Source organism: Cellulophaga sp. BC115SP, from assembly GCF_009905545.1.
Taxonomy (GTDB): Bacteria; Bacteroidota; Bacteroidia; order Cytophagales; family Spirosomataceae; genus Flectobacillus; species Flectobacillus rivi.
Window position 1 is genome coordinate 149,685 of record NZ_JAAALB010000011.1, and the last position, 24,284, is coordinate 173,968.

Annotated in this window: 14 protein-coding genes; 7 read left to right on the forward strand and 7 right to left on the reverse strand. The window is 36.9% G+C overall.

The features are described from left to right. Nucleotides 1-4: 4 nt before the first annotated feature. Nucleotides 5-1,663 (reverse strand): hypothetical protein, encoded by a 1,659-nt coding sequence (locus tag GVN22_RS11195; protein ID WP_166551113.1) that lies wholly within the window; start codon nucleotides 1,661-1,663, stop codon nucleotides 5-7. 379 nt (nucleotides 1,664-2,042) lie between these two features. On the opposite strand from GVN22_RS11195, the gene GVN22_RS11200 reads away from it, so the two are divergent. Next, on the forward strand, nucleotides 2,043-3,980 hold the full coding sequence (locus GVN22_RS11200) for a glycoside hydrolase family 97 protein (RefSeq protein WP_166551114.1): 1,938 nt from the start codon (nucleotides 2,043-2,045) through the stop codon (nucleotides 3,978-3,980). A gap of 148 nt (nucleotides 3,981-4,128) precedes the next feature. On the opposite strand, the gene GVN22_RS11205 is transcribed toward GVN22_RS11200, so the two are convergent. After that, nucleotides 4,129-4,764: a response regulator transcription factor gene (locus GVN22_RS11205; RefSeq protein ID WP_166551115.1), complete on the reverse strand. Its 636-nt coding sequence runs from the start codon at nucleotides 4,762-4,764 to the stop codon at nucleotides 4,129-4,131. A 128-nt stretch (nucleotides 4,765-4,892) separates the two neighbouring features. On the opposite strand from GVN22_RS11205, the gene GVN22_RS11210 reads away from it, so the two are divergent. The 5 genes from GVN22_RS11210 to GVN22_RS11230 all read left to right on the forward strand — a co-directional run bounded on the left by GVN22_RS11210 (nucleotide 4,893) and on the right by GVN22_RS11230 (nucleotide 10,445). Then, nucleotides 4,893-5,534 carry an HAD hydrolase-like protein gene (locus GVN22_RS11210; protein WP_166551116.1) on the forward strand — a complete coding sequence of 214 codons (642 nt, stop codon included), beginning with the start codon at nucleotides 4,893-4,895 and terminating at the stop codon, nucleotides 5,532-5,534. A 303-nt stretch (nucleotides 5,535-5,837) separates the two neighbouring features. Beyond that, complete coding sequence (locus tag GVN22_RS11215) at nucleotides 5,838-6,698, forward strand: ABC transporter permease (RefSeq protein WP_166551117.1); 861 nt, start codon at nucleotides 5,838-5,840, stop codon at nucleotides 6,696-6,698. After that, on the forward strand, nucleotides 6,698-7,921 hold the full coding sequence (locus tag GVN22_RS11220) for an ABC transporter ATP-binding protein (RefSeq protein ID WP_166551118.1): 1,224 nt from the start codon (nucleotides 6,698-6,700) through the stop codon (nucleotides 7,919-7,921). Before GVN22_RS11215 ends, GVN22_RS11220 begins: the two co-directional genes overlap by 1 nt. 121 nt (nucleotides 7,922-8,042) lie before the next feature. Beyond that, entirely contained in the window at nucleotides 8,043-9,317 is a 1,275-nt protein-coding gene (locus tag GVN22_RS11225) for a glycosyltransferase family 2 protein (protein ID WP_166551119.1), read from the forward strand. Between the two features lie 135 nt (nucleotides 9,318-9,452). After that, nucleotides 9,453-10,445 (forward strand): glycosyltransferase, encoded by a 993-nt coding sequence (locus GVN22_RS11230; RefSeq protein ID WP_166551120.1) that lies wholly within the window; start codon nucleotides 9,453-9,455, stop codon nucleotides 10,443-10,445. A gap of 374 nt (nucleotides 10,446-10,819) precedes the next feature. On the opposite strand, the gene GVN22_RS11235 is transcribed toward GVN22_RS11230, so the two are convergent. The 5 genes from GVN22_RS11235 to GVN22_RS11255 all read right to left on the reverse strand — a co-directional run bounded on the left by GVN22_RS11235 (nucleotide 10,820) and on the right by GVN22_RS11255 (nucleotide 21,925). Then, entirely contained in the window at nucleotides 10,820-12,265 is a 1,446-nt protein-coding gene (locus GVN22_RS11235) for an alpha-L-fucosidase (RefSeq protein WP_166551121.1), read from the reverse strand. Nucleotides 12,266-12,352: 87 nt separating this feature from the next. Then, nucleotides 12,353-13,681 carry a vanadium-dependent haloperoxidase gene (locus GVN22_RS11240; RefSeq protein ID WP_166551122.1) on the reverse strand — a complete coding sequence of 443 codons (1,329 nt, stop codon included), beginning with the start codon at nucleotides 13,679-13,681 and terminating at the stop codon, nucleotides 12,353-12,355. A 59-nt stretch (nucleotides 13,682-13,740) separates the two neighbouring features. Beyond that, nucleotides 13,741-16,998 carry a VCBS repeat-containing protein gene (locus GVN22_RS11245; RefSeq protein WP_166551123.1) on the reverse strand — a complete coding sequence of 1,086 codons (3,258 nt, stop codon included), beginning with the start codon at nucleotides 16,996-16,998 and terminating at the stop codon, nucleotides 13,741-13,743. Between the two features lie 232 nt (nucleotides 16,999-17,230). Next, nucleotides 17,231-18,814, reverse strand: coding sequence for a SusD/RagB family nutrient-binding outer membrane lipoprotein (locus GVN22_RS11250; RefSeq protein ID WP_240915608.1), 1,584 nt, complete (start codon nucleotides 18,812-18,814; stop codon nucleotides 17,231-17,233). A gap of 27 nt (nucleotides 18,815-18,841) precedes the next feature. Then, complete coding sequence (locus GVN22_RS11255) at nucleotides 18,842-21,925, reverse strand: SusC/RagA family TonB-linked outer membrane protein (protein ID WP_166551124.1); 3,084 nt, start codon at nucleotides 21,923-21,925, stop codon at nucleotides 18,842-18,844. An 839-nt stretch (nucleotides 21,926-22,764) separates the two neighbouring features. On the opposite strand from GVN22_RS11255, the gene GVN22_RS11260 reads away from it, so the two are divergent. Then, on the forward strand, nucleotides 22,765-24,000 hold the full coding sequence (locus tag GVN22_RS11260; RefSeq protein ID WP_166551125.1) for an ROK family protein: 1,236 nt from the start codon (nucleotides 22,765-22,767) through the stop codon (nucleotides 23,998-24,000). Nucleotides 24,001-24,284 lie beyond the last annotated feature (284 nt).

Here is a 24,284-nt window from a genome sequence, read left to right on the forward strand (position 1 = left end):
TGATTTAAAAGTTGAGAGAGTAACCTGCTTGGGTATATACTTCTGTAAAATTTCTTGCTTCAAATTTGAGATCCTTGTTGTAGAGCAATGCCGCACTTAGCGAAAGTTGTTGTTTGCTCGAAAGCCTGATACGTCCGTTCCATCGGGCATTGAAGGTATAGCCGTTGGCATTTTCTTTATAATAGTTTTGGTTGTAATTGACATTCAAACTATTGGAAAATGATTTCAAGTTTTTAGAAATATTCAAACTTGCTCCTAATGATTGTGTATTGCCGTAGGACAAAAAGTTTTTGATAAAAATCCCTCCGGGGCTTATCGTAAATTTTTGTTTCATGTTGTTTCTCAAATAGTTGAAAGACAAAAACAGGTTATTAAATTCTAATAACTGTTTGGAAACCGTGTTATAATCAGTAGAATTTTGATAACTCGACATCAAGTTTATGGAATGGCTTACCACGCGGTCGCCCCATGCAAAACGAGGTGCTACGACCAAACTTTGGTTGACTTGCTGGATTTTGAGCGTATCAATAATTCTATCAGGATTGTTCTGGAAAGTGCCGTAATTAGAATAGGTCATCATCATTCCAAACTTGGCAGAAGGCTGTACCGACAAATTGAGTGATCCAATGTTGCGAGTAGTTTGAGTGGCTTTGGTTTTACTAACATTATCTTGCTGTATGCCATAACTACCACTCAAGTTTACTCGACCCTGCCAGAAAGAAAAGGAGGGAGAAAATAGTATTTCTTGCACATCATTGTTAAAAAAATACGCTCCCATCGACTTATAATCTGTAGAAATTAAACGGTATTGAACTTGTAAGGATGCAAAGCGCGAACTAAATCTCAGACTACTATTGGCGGCATAACCCACCTGCGTACTCCGCTTTAGTAAAAATAGTTTCTTCAAAAATTCACTATCGAGGGATATTGTTCCAGTCAAATCTTTGGCATTTATATCGGAGGTATAACCACTTACACCAATGTCAGTCGACCATGATATTTTCTTGAAAAAAGTCAATTGAGAAACAATGCCGAGTGTAGTATTTTCGGCGGGAGTGATACCTTCGGCAATTGGGATTTTGATAGAATTTTCTTCATCCCAAGCTTTCGTATAAATCAGGTCAATAAAGTTCTGTGAAGAGCCTACTCCTACTTTTACGTCATATCCCATACGTCTGAAGCTAGAAGGTAAAGACGAAAAGGTATTGCGAGTAGTATCTCGTAAACTTGCTTGTTGAAAGCGTCCATACATCGCAGAAAAGCGAAATTTGCCAGGATTGAGGTCGATACCTGCCCCAAAAAACATTCGCCCAGCCAGTGTGTAATTAGAATAACTGAGGTTACGATAGCCCAAGTGCAGTCTCGCCCATTTGTAAGATGGACTCATTCCAAACTGTTGGAAGGGGCCTGAAAAGGACTGACTTTGTTGGTTAATCAAGAAAAAGAATGGCATTTGAATACCATAAAACGAAATAACAGGACTGGCAGAAATAGTCCAAGAAAAAGGGTCGAGACGTTGCCTGCCTTCAAGATTTGAATAGGTATTAAAACCTAAATTCAAACCTCCCGAGACGGTGACAGGCTTTTGTCCCTTTAAACCACCCAAATCTTGCGCTAATAGCGGAATCTGCCAAAAGCATAGTAGTATAAAAAGTTTCTTCATGAGTAGGGCAAGGAAAATGTTTACCCAAAATAAGAGGGTTTATCTCCCTTAATCCATGCCCTTTTTTAGTCATTGAACAAGTGGATAACCAATTGATTTACAATAAATTAAATAAAATTAAAAATGATTATTTTTTTCTTTGATATAGCTTATAACCCTTTTTACACATTGTGTGGTGATGATTTTGCTTTTTGAAGTTGAAAACTTTAGAAAAAAGGGAGTCCAAGACTAAGTCTTGAACTAGGCTTATTTTTAGTTTTTATGATAATAACTGTACTAAACCAGATAAGAATGTGTAGATTTGACACAATATTTGCAAAATTCAAATCAATCTATCAATCCCCCAATTAATAAAGCGTGATGCTTTATGACCTCAATTATGAAAAAAGTACTATTCATCGTCGCGATGCTTCTGCAAATTTCAAGCTTCGCTCAAGAAAATGTAAGTATTCTTAGTCCTGACAAGCAATTAAAAGTTAGTCTGGCGATTACAGATGGTAAAGCGAATTATTCTGTTACTTATCAAGGCATTACTGTATTGGAAAACTCTCCATTAGGACTTTCTACGAGTATTGGAGACTTTAGTAAATCTTTGACTTTGGTAAAAAAGGAAGAAAAGCAAATCGATAAGACTTACCAACAAAGTAGAATCAAAAAATCGAGTATTCATTACCTTGCAAACCAAGTAGTATGTACCCTTTCAAACGCTGATAAAAAGCTCTTGGAAATTACTTTTCAGGTGAGTAACAATGATATTGCCTTTCGATATGGACTTTTTCCATTTAAAGAAACGGCCAATTGTATAGTCGAAAAAGAATTGACAGGATTTAGTTTCCCTTCAAACACAACGACTTTCTTAACACCACAAGCTCCCGCAGGAAGCGGTTGGATGCGCACCAAACCAAGTTATGAAGAAGAATATGAAGTAGATGCTCCACTCAACCATAACTCCAAATACCGTTTGGGATATACCTTCCCTGCTTTGTTTCATGTAGGAAAAGAGGCTTGGGCTTTAGTTTCAGAAACAGGCGTAACAGGAGCCTATTGTGGTTCGAAATTAAGTGAATCCAATAATGGTACATTCTCTATTTCATTTCCTGAAAAAGACGAAAATAACGGTCATGGCAGTGCCGAGCCAGCAATGGCTTTGCCAGCTACGACGCCTTGGCGTACTATTACGGTGGGAACAAGTCTGAAACCAATTGTAGAAACTACGATTCCTTTTGATGTAGTTGAACCACTTTATGCACCTTCACAGGAATATAAAGCAGGACGTGCTACTTGGAGCTGGATTATGTGGCAAGATGAAAGTATGAACTACGATGACCAAATCACGTTTATTGATTTAGCTCAGAAATTAGGATATGAATATATTTTGATGGATGCTCTTTGGGACAAAAATGTGGGATATGAGCGTATGGAAGCATTGATTAAATATGCTCATTCTAAAAAGGTAGATGTGTTTTTGTGGTATAATTCCAATGGTGCTTGGAACAATGCCCCTCAAGGTCCCAAAAACTGCATGAATAATACTATTGCTCGCAAAAAAGAGATGAAATGGCTAAAAGCTCAAGGCGTAAAAGGCTTGAAAGTAGATTTCTTTGGGGGTGATAAACAAGAAACTATTCAACTTTATGAAGATATTTTAAGCGATGCCAACGAATATGGTTTAATGATTATCTTTCACGGCTGTACGCTTCCTCGTGGTTGGGAAAGAATGTACCCAAATTATGTAAGTAGTGAGGCTGTTTTAGCCTCTGAAAATTTGATTTTCAACCAGCATTTTGATGATAATGAAGCCTTTAATGCATCTCTGCATCCATTTATCAGAAATACTGTCGGAAGTATGGACTTTGGAGGGACTTTGCTCAACAAGCGCCTCAACAAAAATAACAATGGTGGAAGAACTCGCAAAACGACGGATATTTTTCAATTAGCTACGGCTGTTTTGTTCCAAACAACAGTACAGAACTTTGCACTCACACCAAATAATTTGACAGATGTTCCAAGTTTTGAAATTGATTTTATGAAAAAAGTGCCTACTACTTGGGACGAAACAGTTTTTGTAGATGGTTACCCAGGCAAATATTGCGTATTGGCACGTCGTCATGGTAATGAATGGTATTTAGTAGGTATCAATGCTGAAAAAACTGCGCTAAAAATCAATGTAAAATTGCCAATGTTTGCAGGAAAAACCGTTGCAGAATACAATGATGATGAGAAAAGAAATCCAACTTTTAAGTCAACAAAAGTCGCTAACTCTGGAGAAGCTACCTTGACTATCCAGCCAGAAGGTGGTGTTATTTGGGTGAAATAACGAGGGGTTCGATTTCGGATTTCGGATGTTGGATTGCGGAAGTGATTATGTCATCTTCGCCCTTGTCGGAGTTTTCTCCGACAAACTTGCGTCAGCAATAATTTTATTTCAAACCTAGTCCAAGACTAAGTCTTGAACTAGGTTTGAATCACTCATTGACAATCTTCTCACGAATCGCCTTTGCTACGGCTTCAGTACCACATTGAACCTGTAATTTGAAATAGATATTTTTAAGATGGCGGCGCACGGTCTCTATCGAAATAGTACATTCGTGGGCTATCATTTTATACGAAAAACCTCTTGTTAAATATTCCAATACCTCTTTCTCTCGTTCGGTTAAATGATAAGAATTTTGGTTAGGTACAGGTTTTCTAAAGGTTTGTAAAATTCTTTTGGCAATCCCTGGCGACATAGGAGCACCACCATCAAACAGTTGTTTGATAGCGCCAAACAGCATACTTGGTGAATCTTTCTTCAAGATATAGCCATCTGCACCGTAGCTCAAACAGGCAAACAATCGGTCGTCATCCTCAAATACCGTATGCATAATGACTTTCATGTTGGGGTATTTTTCTTTGACAATTTTCACACCTGTAATACCATCAATGACGGGCATATCAATGTCCATAATCAGCATATCTGGTGACTCAGACTGGATATGCCGTAAAATATCTTCACAGTTATGGTGAGTGCCTACCACCAAAAACTCCTCGGCAGAATTTATCAGTAATTCGAGTAATTCACGAAGTTTAGGGTTATCTTCATATATTGCTATTCGATTCATTAAATTGGGTTGGCTGTAGGAATGTATAAATATTAGTAAAACCTGTCAATCGATTTTGATATTACAAATCAACAGAATAAATAGATTGTTGTAAATAACCTTTTTGGGTCAGTTGCCTTATTGATACTATGCAAACGTATAAACACATCATTTTTGATTTTGATGGCACTATTGCCAATTCTGTTCCAATTTTTCTGAAAATCTACAATGAATTGGCTACAGAAAAAAACTTCAAGCTTATTTCGGAAGAAACTATTCCTCAAATCCGACATTTATCCTATCTAAAGCGAGCTGAATATTTAGGAATTCCCTTGTATCAAATTCCCTTTATTATTCCTGTGTTATACAAAAAATACAAACAAAATATTCACTCGCTACAAGCATACGAAGGGATTTTTGATTTTTTAACAACGCTTCATCAACAGGGATTCACTTTAGATATAGTCTCTTCGAACAGCAAAGACAACATTATACAATTTCTTGAAAGTCAAGACTTTTCTTATTTCACCAACATTTACTGTTCAGAAAATTTTATGGGAAAAGATAAGGTGTTGAAGAAGTTATTAAAAACCACGGGGTATCCTCTGAAAACGTGTTTGTATGTGGGCGACGAAAACAGAGATATTGAAGCCTGTATAAAAATTGATATGGATTGTGCGTGGGTCAACTGGGGCTATGAGAATGAGTTGCAACCGCAATTAAGATATTACCCTAAAGGACATTTTAAAACTCAGGAGGAACTACAAAGGTTTATTTGTGGAAAAGCCTAACCACTTAATCATTCCTTTATGAAAATTGTTTTTTGGCAAAGAATTTGCGAAAGGTAAAGTACGCACTAGCACCCTTTTTAATTCAGCAAAACTGATTTTTAAACGCTTAGTATAATTAAGCATTAGTGCAAAATAAAAATGCATTAAGACGCTTTAGGCTGTAAGCAATAGGTATTAGGCAAAAAAGTTTAAACTATTTTACGAAAAATACTTTTCAACTTTTAGCATAAAGCCTAGAGCTTAATGCGGGTACAATTATATTTATTTGGCTCACTCACTTACATCCATACGAATAAAAACCTTATGAAATTGGACGCAAATCAGATAGATGATTGGGAATGGGAAATCAAACCATCGGTTGGATGGTTCGATTTTAGTATCAAAAAAATATTCAATCATGCCAATTTGATTTGGAGTTTTACTAAGAGAGATTTACAAAGTAGCCATAAACAAACCGTTTTGGGTAACTTTTGGTTAGTTTTCCAACCACTTATTACCACGATTGTTTACACCCTTGTTTTTGCTAATATCATTAAAGTTTCCACAGACGGCATGCGTCCTCTGTTGTTTTATCTGACAGGTAACATGCTATGGAGCTTTTTTGCGGATAGTATGTTCGGCTCATTATACACCTTCAGGACAAATGCCCATATTTTATCAAAAGTTTACTTTCCCAGAATCATTTTACCGTTGAGTAGCGTATTGGTACAGGCCTACAAACTAGGTATAAATCTACTGTTCTTTATTTTAGCAGTTTTGTTTTATCAGTTTTTTACCAATTGGGAAATATCCTTTAACTATAACCTGTTGGCGATTCCGTTTCTTCTTGCATTTATGGCATTATATGCCTTGGCGCTGGGTTCGTTTTCTTTTATTCTCACCACAAAATATAAGGATTTAGAAAATATCATCCAGTTGATTATGCGACTGTACATGTTTGTAACACCTGTATTTTATCCTGTTTCATTAGTTTCGAATGATTTATCTTGGGCCTTTTGGTTTAACCCCCTGACTGCCATTTTCGAAAGTTTCAGAGCCTGTTATTCCTCAAATGAGTTTTGGACAACTGAACTCTTGATTTCATTAGGTTCAATAGCTTTATTTAGTATTGTTGCCTTACTCATCTTCAGAAAATTTGAAAGTAAATTCATAGAAGTACTCTAATGGCCAAACCAGTGATTGAATTTGACCAAGTTTCAAAATCATTTGAAATTGGTCAACTCGGAAGCGAAACTTTACGTCAAGACTTGATTAAATATTGGAAAAAACTAACTCAAAAAGCTAGTTTGGATTCATCCAACCATACATTTTGGGCTTTACAGGATATATCTTTTTCGGTAAATGAAGGCGAGGTAATCGGTATTATTGGTAGAAATGGTTCGGGTAAATCCACGCTCATGAAAATCCTTTCGAGAGTCTTACTACCTACCCAAGGCCATATTCGTGGCAGAGGAAAAATATCAAGTATTTTGGAAGTTGGAACGGGATTTCATGGAGAGCTTACTGGACTGGAAAATATATATCTCAACGCTCAGATTTTGGGTATGAAAAAGCATGAAGTAAACCAAAAGCTCGATGAAATCATCTCATTTTCTGGAATAGAAGACTTTATCAATACACCCGTAAAGCGTTATTCTAGTGGGATGTATGTAAGATTAGCATTTTCGGTAGCAGCACATCTTGATGCAGATATATTGATTTTAGATGAAGTATTAGCGGTAGGCGACGCAGATTTTCAGAAAAAATGCCTGATTAAAATGCGGGAATTAGCCTCCTCACAAGGAAAAACCACCCTCATTATCAGTCATGATATGCAAGCTTTGAGACAGCTTTGTAACCAAATTGTTTATTTGGAAAACGGTAAACTCAAAGAGTTTGGAGCTCCTACTCCAACCATTGCAAAATATCTTTATCAGGAAAAAATAGAGTTTTTAGACCAAGATTACGCTTCGCCTGATACAGCGCCAGGAAATCAGTACTTGAGAGTCAAGCGGGTATCAATAACACCTTCTGAAAGAGTAAACCAAATTATTTATCGAAACTCTGTACTACGTTTTGAGTTAGAATATTGGAATCTCGTACCAGAGATTCAAATTATGGTGAGATTGTTTGTCTTTAGCTTTTCAGGCGAGTGTCTGATTCAGATTGATACTCCAATGAAAAATTTAGGGCAGCAAAATCTCCATAAAGTTTCGGGAGAAATCCCAAGCAATTATTTAGGGGCTGGCTCATATTATTTCTCAGTATATTTCTTGGATGCATCCGACAAAAAAGTGCTGGGCTTTGACACCTGTTTATCAATTGACTTAGCCAGTGATTTATCAAATATCTTAGGAGATATGCCTCAGGCATACGTATCCTCCATTTTAAAACTTCAACATTATTAAATCTTATTCCAAAGTATTTGTACGAAATAGGAAGTAATAGCATTTGGGTTAAAAATGACATCTCGATTTTGAACTACAATTCATTAATTCTTTTTGTACAAATACCTTTAACCACATTGTTATGAGTAAAACCGCTTATTCTCCACGAAAAATCCATCACTGTAGGTTGGAGGAAGGTATTCCTCCTCTCCCAACTGGAGAAGCAGCCTATTATCTTTTCTGGTTTAATAATATACCAATGGGGCATCTTTGGCTAGACAGCGTCCATCCAAAAGACCTTACAGAATGGGAAACGTTCATCTTAAATGCCTTAAAAAAAGCTTTTTCATATTATTTTAAGCCACTTACTGCGTTAGAAAGTCAAGAGCTATTGCACGCCTTTAAACATAACCCATCCTATTTAAATGGGCGTTTTTCAAGTAATTATAAAAAGGTATTCCAAAGCTCGATTTCGACTGAACTACCAAGTATATCTGTCGTTATTTGTACTAGGAATAGAACATCCGCCCTCAAAGAATGCCTTTCAAGGCTATTGCTTTCTACTGAACAAAACTTTGAGATCGTAGTGGTGGATAATGCTCCTTCTGATAATGGAACTGCGGAATTAATTAAAAATGAATTCCCTTCCGTAAATTATGTTTTGGAACCACGTAAGGGCTTAGATATTGCCCGCAATACAGGAGCGATGACCGCAACAGGGGAAATTCTTGCATACACAGACGATGATGTGATTGTTACTCCAGAATGGGTTTCTCAAATTAGACGAAGCTTTGCCGATCCACAAACTATGTCAGTGACGGGGTTAGTAATACCCTATCAATTAGAAACAGAAGCTCAATGTTTTTTTGAAAGATTTTGGGGATTCAACAAAGGACATCAGCCTCTCGTTTTTGATAAAGACTATTTTGAAAAACACCTTCCTGTTGGCGTTCCTGCTTGGGATGTAGGCGCAGGGGCAAATATGGCTTTTAGAAAAACTGTATTTGAAAAAGTAGGTTATTTTGATGAAAGACTAGATGTTGGCGCCTCTGGCTGTAGTGGTGACTCAGAGTATTGGTATCGTATTATGGCAGAAGGATACACCTGTAGATACTTTCCACATATCTACGTTTATCATCAACATCGTGAGTCTTGGGAAGACCTCAAGAAACAAATACATGCTTATATGAAAGGAAATGTAAGTTCAGTATTGGTGCAATATCAAAAATACGGTCATAAAGGAGAACTTTACAGACTCAGGAAAAGCTTGCCTATATACTATCTCAAACGCATAAAATATGCAATTTTACATCCCAAATCTAAGCATAACAAATTCATTTTTGAAGAAATAAAGGGTTGTTTTTCTGGTTGGAGATTTTACCTAAAACATAAATATTCAGCCTGCTACCCAGTATAATAGACACCCATTTTCTACACAAAAATTAAAAGAATTATCCCAACTCTTCTTGCTAGCTAGACAATCATATAAATATCGGCAACTCCTAGTTGCCCAGTTTCCTTATTGTTTAAAATCATTGTATTACTTTATAATATGTCTCTTTCCAAACCAAGAACTCCTGATAAACCTCCTAAAATCGAGGCACTCAGTGACCCCGATAGGCCACTGATATCGGTCATGATACCTGCTTATAACTGTTTTGCTTATGTCGAACAAACCTTAATGAGTGTCTTAAATCAAATCGAAGATTTCTCTATTTTTCAAATCGAGATTATCGATGACCATAGCACCGATGGAGATTTAAGTAGTATTGCAGAAAAATATAGTCATTTGAATATCGGCTACTTTAGGCAAGAAATAAATGTAGGCAGCTTGAGAAACTTTGAGACCTGTATCAACCGAGCTAAAGGTCATTGGATTCATATATTACACGGTGATGATATGGTAAAAGAGGGATTTTACCAAGAGATTTTTAACCTAATAAAGGCATTTCCGAATGTAGGAGCGGTATTTACGGATTATATCTACATGAATGAAAACAATGAGGAATTGTATGCGCTACCTCCTTTGCATCATGAATCAGGAATTCTTGATAATTGGTTTGAAAGAATTTCAAAAGGTCAGCGAGTACAGCCCCCAGCTATTGTTGTAAAACGTTCCGTTTATGAAGAAATGGGGAGTTTCTTTGGGGTTCATTATGGCGAAGACTGGGAAATGTGGGTGAGAATTGCCTCCAAATATGACTTTGCTTATACGCCAAAATACCTCGCTCTTTACAGATTGCATCAAAACAATATTACAAGTCGCTCATTTTTATCTAATGACGATATCAAGAGCATTATTAAAGTTATTGATATTATTCAGCACTATTTGCCAAAAGAAAAAAGAAAGGAATTAAAACGAGAATCCTTGAAGAATTTCTCACAATATTTTGCCAAAATTTCTGATAAAATCTATCACGACTATCAAAATCCACGTGCTGCGCACAAACATGCTTGGCAAAGTTTTTTAATGCATCAAAATAATGTTACACTAAAATACTTTATTAAAAACACCATAAAACGATTAATTAGATATAGAGTTTAGCTGTAGAAGTTAGTGGGCAAAATTAAAATAATTTTGCTCGCTTTAAGCTCTAGGCTTTACGCAGTAGGCTAAAAGTTAAATAGCATTTCTCATGAAGTAATAGAAACTTTTTACCTAATGCCTTACAGCTTACTACATAAAGCGTATTAAACAATAATCAACTGTCCTTCTCAATTTAGTGATTGAAGGAATTAGTGATTATGTTAAAATTTATATACCAGCGGTAGAGAGGTAATGATTACGTCTTGAGCTAAGTCAAATCTAGCATTGTAGCATCAAAAAAGGGGGCGAAAAACAATTTCCACCCCCTTTTCTGGTATAATGTTGGAGTACCCTAAATCAATATTTCAGGATGACTCACGTCTATCTAATTCTTATTTATTAGTTACCTTAAATACCCAAGCTGGTTGCGAAGCGAAGGCAGTACGAACTTTTTCTGGAATTGTTACCTCAATGCCACTAGCAGTGACTTTATATTTCAATGGTTTTACCTCTCCTACCAAAGTTATTACTGTTGACTTTTCTGCTTTTTTCCAAGGTAAAACCACCGTTGCAGGAACAGTTTCTCCTTCTTTAGCCAAATAAGTCAAATACGTCGATTTTTCTTTTCCAGTAAATGCCCATTGTCCTTCACGGTATGGTGCTACAGGTTTGGTACCATAAATTGACTCGCCATTTACCGAAACCCATTTACCCATTTCTTCCATACGTTGATAGGCTTCGTTATGCCATTCGCCATCTGGTCCTGGGGCTACATTCAACAACAAGTTACCATTTTTAGCAACGATGTCGACCAACATGTGAATGATTTCACGAAGTGATTTGTACTTATCATTAGGCACATACGACCAGCTTGTACCCATAGTTGTACAAGTCTCCCAAGGAATCGGCATGTAATGGTCAGGAATAGACTGCTCTGGTGTTACATAGTTTTCAAATTCACCTGTTACAGTACGATCCACTACCAAAAGACCTGGTTGATTCTTACGACCCATAGCAGCAATTTTTGCCATGTCAATATCTTGGTCATAAGGAATCGTTTTTTGCCAGCTGATATTTGGGTCGATAGTCGAGAACGGGCGTACCCAACCACCATCTAACCAAAGAATATCCATTTTACCATATTGGGTCATCAACTCCTCAATTTGGTTGTAGGTAAAGTCCTTAAACTCTTGCCATTTTTGAGGATATTTTTTAGGGTCATAGTTGACATTGCGGTCTTTGGGTGGAAAATATGACCACCAGTATGAAGGCGTATTCCAGTCAGGCTTTGAGAAATAAGCCCCAACCATAAAGTCCTTTTTACGGAATGCGTCAAAAACCTCCTTGGCAATGTTGCTACGTGGATTGCTAGAGAAAGGCGTTTTTGGGTCTGTAACTTTGTAGTTGGTATATTTTGAATCAAACATACAAAAACCATCATGGTGCTTTGTAGTAAAAACTACATACTTCATCCCAGCCTTTTGAGCAGCATCAGCCCACTTTTCTGGTGCAAATTTTACGGGGTTAAAAGTAGTTTGAAGGTTTTCATAAGCTTTTTTGTACTCAAAATAATTCGCAGAAGACGCACCTCTACGCTCGCACCAACCCTCGTCTTCAGGACATAATGACCAAGACTCAACGATACCCCATTCGCTATAGGTACCCCAGTGCATCAACAAACCAAATTTGATGTCTTGCCAGTTGTCTAATTTCTTTTTTACCAACTCGTCCTTCGGCCACACATACTTGCTATGGTCTTGTTCTGAGTGTTGTTGGGCGGATGTACCAAAACTGAGTACACTTGCTGCTAATCCAGCCAATATTAATGATTTTTTCATTGGGTGTTTTGATATGCCAGAATGCCTCTCATTAAGCTCTAGCTATTAAATTTGAAAATGGGTGATGGTACCAAAAAATTGATCCTATTACTTTAATGCTAATTTCTTCAAAATATACTCACCTATATTCTCTCCTTGTTTACCACCATCCTCAATAGAATCTCGAAAATGGATTCCCCCATAGAGTCTGGAAATAGCCGCTTCTTGTGCCGCATGTTTAAAGGATTTGAACTTGCGTGCAGGAACACCAAATTCTACCTCCACAACATCAGTATAAGCAAAATTCTCTCCCACTAATGCCGTTAATACAGTCGCGACAGAGGCTGAAACAACACTATGTCCACTTGTATATTCAGGAAATGGTGGCGTTTGTAGCACGGCTCTCCATGCTGGATCTATCCACTGGTTGATCACCGTTTCGGGTCTAATTCGGTTGCTTCTATATTTCTCATCCCAACAAGAAATAAAGGCGTCGGCCATTGTCATGGCTACAAGTGCGTGCGTACGAATTGTATTATTTAGGTCTAACTTTTTTTGGTTACAGGCAATGCCAGTAATACCCATCCAATGTCCTCCAGGAGATATTTTTTTGGTTCCAAAACTAATATGTCCTTTTTGGTTTAGAAAAAAAGGATTACAATCCCAGAAATTTGCAATATGTAATTGGTCTTTTGTCAGGTTTCGCGAAGCCTCATATACTTCTTTAGTAAGAGCGTAAAACTCACTCTTTGGATCTGCACTGTAAACTACAGGAGGGTTGGGTTTAAATTGACCAGCACTATCGAGTACAAAAGGACGAAGCATTCGCCAATGAGGCTCATACGCTTCTGTATAGGCTGGCGGGGTCGGTTGCCAGTATCCTGGTTTATTGATTGGTGTATACCTTAGGTATCCACTTGTTTTTACATAACCATCTTTTAGCGCATATTTAACAAATCTTTTTACTACGCTATCAGCCAATATTTTAGATTCAGCAAACGCTTTTGGAGATAATTGAAGCTGTGCCTTTTGGATTAATTCTAACTTAGGTTTTTCTAGCAAATACCCAGATGGCAATAGCTCTTCTCCCATTCTTAATAAAGTATATATTGAGGCAAAGTCTGCAACAACCGATTCTCCTATCGTCAAATCTCTAAGCTGAGGATACTGTCTCAATTGTGAGAGAACTTGATTGGCTGAGGCATTATGCTCACATAATGCATTTACTTGCCACGCTGCCAAAGTAGTGTAAGCATAGTATCTGGCGGCAGCACAAGGGCCAGTAACATCCTCGACCATGACATCAGTTATTTTCTTTAGGGATTTAACATAGTCCTCCGTGGGTAATATTGAATTGGCTTTAGGCTTTGGTTGCGCCATAACTTGTAAAGCCAAGAGTGCCATAACAAAAAATAAAATAATACGGGAAATATTCATAATGGAAAGTATTTACAATCATCCATACTCAAATACATGTAAATGGAGATGTTTGAGTTCTATTTTTGGCTATTCAAACGATAGCTTTTTACACTGTCATTATTTCTAAAAAAATGTATTTGGATACCTTTTGATTGAGGGATAATTACCAAATCTCTTACCTCACCTTTTACTTGGAAACCAGATTGATTTTGAGGAATATAGTTAAAAGTACCATTTCCTTTGTTCAAAAATAACTGACCATAGTTAGCATCCATTCTACCTATTTTGATTCTAGAATGAAAGAAATTACCAGCAAGAACAAGGTCTTTAAAGCCATCGTGATTGACATCTAAAACACTGATGGCATATACTGGAGCCATTTGCGCTTCGACTGGAAGAGGGCTAGGTTTGAATACTCCTTTTCCTTGATTGAGCAATACGATCGACTCAAACTGATTCGCTTCTAATTTATTGGCTTTGGACAACTGTTCTGGCGTAAAAAGTTGCTCCATACTTGCATCAGCGTAACTAGTATAATTAGGAAACTTTTTTCTTAATGAAAATACTTGATTTAATGCTTCATCTCGGCTTACCAATGGATAAGTTTTCCCTTGTACATAGTAATTCACAAATGGATCTATAGCTTCATTTTGGTCAAAATCTGCGTATACTAGTGATACAGGGGTCTGTAGACTTGGCTTCAATTGATTGTTTTTACCATAATTTCCAACTATCAAGTCTAAATCACCATCGTTATCTAAATCGGCAGATTCTAAAGATGACCACCAACCATTGCTAGGGTAGTTTTGTATCAATGTTTCTGAAGCTAAAAATTTACCTTGAATATTTTTGATCCAAAGAATAGGTTGCCACTCCCCCACTAAAACTAAGTCTTCCCATCCATCACCATCAATATCAATATTTTTTCCAGCAGTTATTCTCCCTAAAGTTTCCAGAGCGGGTGCTAACTCTTTCGTAACATCAGTAAAAAATCCTTTGCCGTCATTTTGTAACAATCGACTTCCAGGAGAAAAAGGGTACTTCCCAGGAGTTATTCTTCCTCCTATTACTAGATCAAGGTCGCCATCTTTATCAAAATCAATGGTCATTACACATGAGTCACTATTCAAATCACCTGTCACTAAATTATCTTCTGCCTTCTTAAAATTGCCTTTGCCATCGTTTAGGTAAAGTCTATCTTGTAACAATAAATCATCAGGAAGGTAGGAATATCCTCCACTTACGACATACAAATCCAAATCGCCATCTTTGTCTGCATCGAAAAAAATAGCATCAGTATCGGTACACATTATATCACTATCGATACTAGCTTGTTCTGTTCCTATCCACGAACCATTGGGTTGTTGAAGTAAAATAGCACCTGATTGTCCCTTCGAACCACCAATATAGATATCCACTAAACCATCTCCATTTACATCGCCATGAGCAGTCTTAGGACCTACGTATGACAACATATTTGGTAAAAGCAATTGACGCTTGAAGTCGTTGTAATCATCCTCTACATTGCCATAAGGTAAGGTATCAGTATCAATTTGCTTAAAATACGGAAATTGGCGATTTACAGCCCATTGACCAAAAGGTTCTTGAACTTTAACTTTATGAACTTGATTTATTGAAGGATTTAGAAGTGTTTGAATCTTATTGTTAGGAAAAATAATTTGTACGCTATCTACTTTGGTTTTCCCTAGCCCAAAATGTAATGGAATCATCATACAAGACTGAAAGCCTCTTGTTGGGAAATGCTCTCTCAATTGCTTTTGTCCATTTTGATATACCAAAACTTTGGTTCCATAAGTTTTGGCATCTAATAACCCATCTATGTCAAAAGCAATATAGTTCCCTTGAGTTTGTTCATTTAGGTAAATACTGGCTTCAAGGTTAACATTATTTGTAACTATTTCTAAATCACCATCATTGTCCAAATCGACATAAATAGCCCCATTAGAAAGGCGAAGTTGATCACAAGCCCATGCAGTAGTTTTATCTTCAAATTGGAGATTACCATTATTTAAGAAGAAATAGTTTTTAGTCAATGTAGAAGGCATTTCTTTGATTATATCCATCATGGCCATTGGATTACCCTGTGCAGCTTTTAGCTCCTTATCAGCATAAAACTTCATAAAGTCCATGTTGGTGTAATCTCTCAAATAGCCATTTGTAATATATATATCTTTTTGACCATCATTGTTAAAATCTGCCACTAGTGGTGCCCAGCTCCAATCTGTATTAGACACACCTGCCAGTTGACCAATTTCACTAAATGTTCCATCACCATTATTTAACTGCAACATATTGCGCATAATTTGATGATAAAACCCATTGCGAACCATTGATTTATAATTCTCATAGTTTTCGGGTCCATAAAGTAGTTTTTGACGGCGATTGTCCTCTGGTAACATGTCCAAGGTCAAAATATCTGGCAAACCATCATTGTTGATATCGACCACCTCATTTCCCATTGAAAACTGACTTAAATGCCCAACCGAGGTCTCCAATTGATCTGAAAAAGTTCCATCCTTTTGATTGATATAGAGGTAATCCTGTTCGATATAGTCGTTTGACACATAGATATCAGGCCAGCCATCTTGATTAATATCAGCAATGGCAATTCCTAATCCAAAACCCAAAGGGTTTCCTTTGATATGCGCCTTTTCGCTCACATCAATAAATTTTCCATTATCATTACGTAAGAGCCTATCACCTGCTTGAGGGTCTCGCTGACTTTTTAGTACCGAGGCATCAAAGCGTTTATAATCTTTAATGCTATGGTTGAGTAAAAAACAGTCGAGATCGCCATCTTTATCGTAATCAAAAAATGAGGCTTGAGTAGAGTTTGTTGGTAGGTCTAGACCAAACTGAGAGGCTTTTTCTACAAATTGGAAGTTTTTTTGATTAATATATAGCCTATTTCTCCTAGAGGTCTCATCTCCATCACCCGAATAGCAAACATAAATATCTAGCCAACCGTCTTGATTAATATCGACCAAAGTTACACCAGTCTTCCAGCCACTTCCTTTACTAATACCAGCTGTAGAAGTTTGGTCTTTAAATTTCATTTTCCCCATATTCTGATAAATACGATCAGAAACCATATTACCAGTAAAATACAAATCTATTAGACCATCATTATTAAAATCTCCTGCAGCTACTCCTCCACCGTTATAGAAATATTCGTAAGCCAAAACATTATGTTTTTCATTCTCTGTTAGTTGGTTTTTAAAAGTAATACCAGTTTCTCCTGGAGCCAATAATCTAAACTGACCAACAGAGGGAAAAAACAAACAAGAAAGACAGAAGAATAGTAGGAATCTCATGAGACAAAGACAAATTGAGCGTCGTATTCAGTAGTTAAGGAAAATTAAAAGTAAAAACAATATCCCAAATTATTCAAAATGCCTCTGAAATCAGAGGCATTTTGAGATAAATTTCAATAAGAATTAAGCTGTACAGTTCAGAAATAAATAATTCGTTAATACTATTCTTAGTTAATCACCAATTTAATTGAATAAACAGGCACAAAAGTTTGTGCCTGTTTTCATCCATTGATTATTGTTTATCCCACCACATACGAGTAGTGAATAAGTCAGCACCTTGTTGAGCCACTACTGCATTGTAGTTAGTAGCATTTTTAGATGATTCTGACTGAGGGTATTTCAAACGACGTGGAATTACACCTCCTGTTTCGTTACCAGGGTAGTTTGTTGGAGTCAATACAGGATAGCCAGTACGTCTCCAGTTAGCATACGCCTCATAAGAGTTTAGAAAGTTAACAGCCCAATACTGAGTATGAATCTGTTCCATCTGAGTATTTGTTGTTGTAGCGTTGTAAGGGCGAGCGGTCAAATAAGCTGTGATCGCCACATCAGAGATAGTTGCTCCGTACAAGCTAAACATTTTCATAGCAGCAGTTACACCTTTGTTGTAATGGGCAGCAGCTTGACCATCACCCCAGCCACGTAAAGCAGCTTCAGCTAACAATAATTCCACTTCAGCATAAGTTTGGAATATTGTTGGAGCGGCATTGCTAGCTACATAGTTCAAGTTAGCCTCTGAATATTCAGCCAATGAATTGTCATTCCAAGTTGTGATAAGGTTTTTGATTGTTGTATTATCATAACCATTAGGAAGACCTTTTTGTGCTGCTGGAGCAGAAGCTGTTGCTAATTGAGTAGCATCAGCGTTTCCTTGCCATAAAGTAGCAAAATATGGTAAACGAGGGTCATTGTTGTTTTTCAAGAAATCAACAAATGTTTTACTCAATTTACTGTTTGCTTTACCTTTCAAGTTAGCAGCATCATATTCTTGAGTTTTCAATGTATTTCCATCCAAGTTACGGTTGTTATCATTGGTATCTTGGTGATTGATTTTTGCAATATCATCGTTGCTTTGCATTACACCACCAGCAATTGCTTTCTTCACCCAAGTTTGAGCTAAGTTAGCATCTACTTTAGTTAAACGCATACCTAAACGCAACATCAATGAGTTAGCAAAACGTTTCCATTTAGCCACATCTCCACCATAAACAGCATCAGCAGTTCCATAAGTAGCTTTTGTTGCATCTAAAGCACCACCAGCTTGCTCTAACTCTTTCAACAAGTCAGCATAAATATCTGCTTGTTTGTCATATTTAGGAGCATACAAGTTAGACAAATAACCTTTTCCTGCCTCAGAATATGGAATATCACCATAAAGATCAGTCATACGGCTATAAATATAAGCACGCCAGATACGAGCAACATTGTACTTGTTTGACAACGCTGTGTTGTCTTTCGTCAATGAAATAATTTGCTCAATTTCCTTCACTTGGTTTTGATAACCTGTATCAAAGTAAGCACTGTAATACTCAACATTTGAAAGGTATTTATCACCTGACCAATAGGTATTCAATGAAGCAAAATGCTGAACCATTGCGCCACAATAAATCAAGTTAGCACGGTGGTTTTCATATCCTGTACCAGCTGTTTTTACAAGGTTATAAGTAAAAAGGTTTTCTAAAACAGGGTCTGTAAGAGCATTAGGGTTTTTGTTCATATCTTCAAAACCCTTATCACATGATGTAGCTAACATCGTCGCTGCAGTGAGCATACCCGTTAGCATTAATCCTCTTTTTTGTTTGATATATCTGATCATTATTTTCAAAAGATTTTAGTAAAAAGACTAGAATTTAGCTGACAAGTTCAAACCAAAGCTACGAGTAGTTGGTACTCCAAACATTTCCAAACCTTGAGCATTACCATTGTTATAAGTCGACTCAGGGTCAATGTTAGGAACGTTGTTGAAAATCATCAACAAGTTACGAGCAACAAAGTTGATTGATAATGATTGGATTGGAGTCTTAGCCAAGAATGATTTTGGAACTGTATATCCAAATGTCAATTGTCTCAACTTAGCAAAGTTGGCATTGTACACAAACTCATCTGTGATGGTTGTAGAAATTCCAGTGAAGTAGTCTTGTGCAGAGATAGTCTTAGTAAATGGAGCTCCGTTTTGGTCAACACCTGTAACTGTAACACCAGTTTCACGTACGTTGTTAGCAACAGTACGCTGAGTCAAACCGTAACGAGTAGCAAACGCATTTGTTGCTGAGTATAAAGAAGCTCCAAATTTAGCATCAATCAAGAAACTGAAATTGAAGTTTTTGTAGCTAAATGTGTTTGTTAAACCCATAGTTACTGGAGGCACACCTCTACCTAAAGAAGTAAATTCGCCTTGTACTGGCAAGCCTGTGTCTTTGTTGTACACAGTGTTACCATTTGCGTCTTTCTTAGCACGGTAACCTGCAATCATACCAAATGCTTGTCCTTCGAAGTGATAGATATACGCATTACGAGTTCTTGACTCATCCATTGAAAGTGTAGTTAAACCATCTGCAATTTTAATAACCTTGTTGTCATTGTATGCGAAGTTGTAACTAACATCCCATTTCAAGTTAGAAGTTTTAACAGGAGTTCCTGTCAATAAAACCTCAATACCTTTGTTTTCTACACGACCTACGTTCAATAATACATCCGAATAACCACTTGCTGAAGAAACAGAAGCTCTAACGGCATCATTCTCAGTTACACGATTGTACAATGTCAAATCTAAACCTAAACGGTTATCAAGAGTTTTCAAGTCAAAACCTAATTCAGTTGTAGTTGTAGTATTTGGTTTCAATTGCGAGTTAGGAATAGTACTTGTACCAATGTTCATTAATGGGTAACCCATGTATGAGTTTGACTGCAATGTATATGGTAGGTTCAAGGCATAAGCACCAGGATAACCACCACCTACTGTAGCATAAGATGCACGTACTTTACCATAAGTCAACCAATTTGGACGAGAAGCCAATGCATCAGAGAATACAAAACCTGTACTTACCGCTGGGTAGAAAATGCTGTTGTTAGCAGGGTTCAAAGTAGAGAACCAGTCTTGACGACCTGTTAAAGTTAAGAACAACAAATTTTTGTATGATAAGTCAGCCGAACCATAAACTGAGTTTACAGCAATTTTAGAATAGTCATAGTTCCAGTTACTTGAAATCAAGTTACTTGGGAAATAGTTGAACGGTACGTTAAATTGGCTACCGCTGATACCTGTTCCTTCGTTTACTTTAGACATTTGGTTACCACCAACAAATGCATTTACAGAATAATCACCAATTTCTTTTGTATATCCGATGATCAACTCAGCGTTAGTTTCAGTGATTTTACGCTCACTTTGGCTTAAGCTACCACGAGTGCTGTAAGCAATACCTGTTGGTTCAATTTGCCAGAATTTCAATTGGTTGTAGTCTGTACCTAAACGTGCTTTTGCATACAAATTGTCAGTAAGATTATAACGTAAGTTGAATGATCCCATGAAACGGTTACGATCATCTGTATTCTTTACGTAATTGGTAGCAAAATACGGGTTTTGAGCATAAACGTTATCATTCCAAAGAGATTCATAACCACGGCTATCTACGCCGGGAGCCAAAGTACGAATGTCGATACTTGTAGCCAACAACTGAGCCGCAACGTTAGGGTTTTTAGGAGTATCAGACAAGAAAGAACGGTTTTCGCCATTTTCTACGTTGTACTGAACAACACTTTGGAAAGTTAATTTTTTCGCAAGTGTACCATTTGTAGCCAAGTTGAATGACTTACGGCTAAATGTTGAGTTAGGAACAACGCTTTTCGAATCAGCATTAGACATTGAAAAACGGAAGTTCAAATCTTGGTTACCACCAGAAATCGCCAATGTATTAGAGAAAGTACTACCTACATTGTAGAAATTCTTGATGTTATCTTTTTGAGCAACATAAGCGCGAGATACACCATCTGGTTGAATTACAGACGAACCATCCAATTTAGCGCCCCAAGAAAGTCTACCTGCTGCAATAGCTTCGTCTTTAGTTGTTGGTTTAGCACCTCTAGTACCTGAGCCATACAAATACTGATAATCAGAAAGTTTTAAAGGAGTTTCTGCTGTAAAAGTTGAATTAAAATCAACACCTAAACCTTTTTGTCCTTTACCACTTTTTGTTGTAATCAAAATTACACCACTACCAGCACGGAAACCATAAAGTGCCGCAGAAGCACCACCTTTCAATACTGTTACAGACTCGATATCGTCTGGGTTGATAGAGTTCAAACCATCCCCTGTATCGAAACCACCCCACATACCTGCCGAGTTAACGTTAGTATTATCCATTGGAACACCGTTGATAACATACAATGGTTGGTTATTACCACCCAAAGAACCGTTACCACGGATAATTACACGGCTAGAACCACCAGGGCCCGTTGCTGTACTTGTAGCGTTTACACCGGCAATTTTACCCGAAAGTGCATTACCTAGGTTAAGTTCACGAGCTTGCGTAAACTCTCCTCCTTTTAACTCTGTTACTGCATAGCCGAGTGCTTTTTTGTCTTTTTGAACACCCAAGGCTGTTACAACCACTTCTTGTAGGTTTTCAACTGTAGCCTCTAGTGCTACATCTACCACAGCACGGTCGCCAACAGCAACTTCTTGCGTTGCAAAACCCAAAGATCTAAAAATCAATACTCCGCCTTTAGGTACGTTAATAGAATAACTACCAACTGCATCAGACACTGTACCTTTTGAAGTACCTTTAATCAGAATGTTAACTCCTGCTAAAGGTGTATTATTACTATCAGTTACTTTACCTTTTATTGGGCCTTGAGCAAAGATAGTTTGCCAAGAAAGGAACAGTAATGCAGTAAATAAGAGAGTAAATTTACTTTTGCATGCTTTCATTTTTATGAACTGTTTCAGTGAAAAAATTGAATTGGATGTTAATGTGATTGATAATAAGGGATACTCTACCCTAAGGGGGATTGGTGGCAAATAATGCTTTTTTCATGGATGGCTAAGAATAGTATAACGTGGAAAATTGGGATTATATAATTATTAAAAAAATGCTGAATCAAATTTACTTAAACTCAAAATAATACAGGTATTTCGTCTAATATATCAATAAGTATGCGATATTAGTAAATTATTTTAATAATTAGTACAAAAAAAAACGTTTGTATACCAAAGAGGAATTTCACCTACTAAATACTCATTCAAAATATTCATGAATTAAAAATAACTAAAACAAAATATAATTTGCAAATTTTATTATAATATTACATATAATTTTAAAATATTAAAACAAAACCCTATATAATTCGAGTAAAAGTACTTAACATTTTTTTTAAAATATATTAATAAAGTAAGTATTTTCTACAAAAGCCCACAGTACCCACAAGTTTTTTTGATATTAAATCATATACTTGTTGTTGAAAGTATTAATTTTTCTTTTTTTTGTAGTACTGTAGACTGAAACGTTAGAAAATATCAGCTCCTTTTAGTAATCTTTATTCAAGATTGACTTTTATCATTTTTGAATAACAGCACGATAGGTGATTTTTTAAGTGTCTTCTCAGATACTATATCCTAATTAATTTATATATTAAGCTCCACTAATCTGAAAGCCTATCAAATTATTTATAAAAATGTAAACCTTTTAGAACTGTTTAACGAAGTCCATGTTGGTCGAGTAATAGTCAGTCTATTCATAACCACATACTTGAATTCTTATCCCTGAATATATGTCTGATTTGTACAAATCTGCTCCGGATAGCGAAATCGTCGAGAGAGAGTCAATTGTTGATTTAAAGAAAAACAAACTAAAAAAGAAACTTTTACAACACCTTTATAATGGTGGTAACTTCACTATTGCGCAGTTGACAAAACAGCTACACACCAGTGTTCCTTCTGTCACGGCATTGGTCGAAGAACTTATCAATGAAAAGTGGGTAATTGAAGTTGGTATTGCAGAAGTGCAATTGGGGCGTAAACCTACTTTGTATAGTCTAAATCCCTACGAACGCTTTGTCTTGGCTCTTGATATCAATACCTATCAATCGAAAGCCTATATCCTGAATCTCCAAAACAAGGTAATGTACAGCGATGACATTCCTGTTTGTATTGATGGTGATAGCCCTATCGCTGACCAATTAATTAGAGCCGTCGAGAAATTCCTAGCCATTTCTGCCTACCGAATCGAACATTTTGTGGGTATTAGTGTCTCTATGCCCGGATTGATTAACCCTCGTACCGGGCTAAATTACACGTATCCACATGTAGTAGCTGATGGCGGTAGCTTGGTCTATCTCATGAAAAGTGCCCTTCAACTACCTGTATTTATCATCAACGATACCCAAGCCATTACTTTGGGCGAACACCATTTTGGGCTTGCCAAGGATATGCAACATGCTATTACCGTAAATATGGACTGGGGTGGTGTTGGTTTTGGGGTTCTTGTAAATGGTCAGGTGCTTCAAGGAGAATCTGGCTTTGCTGGTGAATTAGGACACATTCAGGTACGACCAGACGGTGAGCTTTGTCACTGTGGTAAAGTTGGTTGCCTAGATACCGTTACCAAAGCATCATACCTTATCAAACGTATCAAGGAATTATTGAAAGAAGGTCGTGTTTCGCAACTGGCAAATAAAAATATTGACCAAATCGACATCGAAATGGTGATTGAAGTAGCCAATCGTGGTGATGGTCTTGCGATTGACTTGTTACACGATATTGGTAAAGAAATGGGTAAAGGTTTGGCTATTGCGGTGCACTTGCTCAATCCGAAAACCATTATTATCAATGGTGCTTTAGCCAAAGCGGGTAAATTTATCAGCAATCCAATCGAGCAGGCGATTTACAAATACTGTTTGGCGGACTACAAAGAAAACTTGAGTATCGTAATTTCAGAGCTCGGCGAATCTGCCAAAGTACTGGGTTTACAAGCTTATGCACTGAATAAGGTTTTAGCAGAAGAATAAACAATACAAACAGTAAGTAAACATGAGTCTTCCTGTTTTTGGGAATATTTTAGGAAATGTATCCTGTTTTTGTTTGTCTGGGCTCACAATTTAGACCATTAAAGCTAAGATTTGCACAGTGTTAGGAATATATATTGACAGTTAGTCTAAAAGGCGTTCGAAAAACTAGTTTCGAACGCCTTTTTTGATACTATATTTCGAATGAAACTACTATACCCAGCTTTTTTAAGTAGGCATATTTTTTTGATAATGAGACATTTGCATTTTTATCCATCTTAAAAAGC

What these genes read in the sequence shown, in the direction of transcription:
- GVN22_RS11195 (WP_166551113.1), bottom strand. Translation starts at nt 1,663, where the DNA reads ATGAAGAAACTTTTTATACTACTATGCTTTTGGCAGATTCCGCTATTA.
- GVN22_RS11200 (WP_166551114.1), top strand. Translation starts at nt 2,043, where the DNA reads ATGAAAAAAGTACTATTCATCGTCGCGATGCTTCTGCAAATTTCAAGC.
- GVN22_RS11205 (WP_166551115.1), bottom strand. Translation starts at nt 4,764, where the DNA reads ATGAATCGAATAGCAATATATGAAGATAACCCTAAACTTCGTGAATTA.
- GVN22_RS11210 (WP_166551116.1), top strand. Translation starts at nt 4,893, where the DNA reads ATGCAAACGTATAAACACATCATTTTTGATTTTGATGGCACTATTGCC.
- GVN22_RS11215 (WP_166551117.1), top strand. Translation starts at nt 5,838, where the DNA reads ATGAAATTGGACGCAAATCAGATAGATGATTGGGAATGGGAAATCAAA.
- GVN22_RS11220 (WP_166551118.1), top strand. Translation starts at nt 6,698, where the DNA reads ATGGCCAAACCAGTGATTGAATTTGACCAAGTTTCAAAATCATTTGAA.
- GVN22_RS11225 (WP_166551119.1), top strand. Translation starts at nt 8,043, where the DNA reads ATGAGTAAAACCGCTTATTCTCCACGAAAAATCCATCACTGTAGGTTG.
- GVN22_RS11230 (WP_166551120.1), top strand. Translation starts at nt 9,453, where the DNA reads ATGTCTCTTTCCAAACCAAGAACTCCTGATAAACCTCCTAAAATCGAG.
- GVN22_RS11235 (WP_166551121.1), bottom strand. Translation starts at nt 12,265, where the DNA reads ATGAAAAAATCATTAATATTGGCTGGATTAGCAGCAAGTGTACTCAGT.
- GVN22_RS11240 (WP_166551122.1), bottom strand. Translation starts at nt 13,681, where the DNA reads ATGAATATTTCCCGTATTATTTTATTTTTTGTTATGGCACTCTTGGCT.
- GVN22_RS11245 (WP_166551123.1), bottom strand. Translation starts at nt 16,998, where the DNA reads ATGAGATTCCTACTATTCTTCTGTCTTTCTTGTTTGTTTTTTCCCTCT.
- GVN22_RS11250 (WP_240915608.1), bottom strand. Translation starts at nt 18,814, where the DNA reads ATGATCAGATATATCAAACAAAAAAGAGGATTAATGCTAACGGGTATG.
- GVN22_RS11255 (WP_166551124.1), bottom strand. Translation starts at nt 21,925, where the DNA reads ATGAAAGCATGCAAAAGTAAATTTACTCTCTTATTTACTGCATTACTG.
- GVN22_RS11260 (WP_166551125.1), top strand. Translation starts at nt 22,765, where the DNA reads ATGTCTGATTTGTACAAATCTGCTCCGGATAGCGAAATCGTCGAGAGA.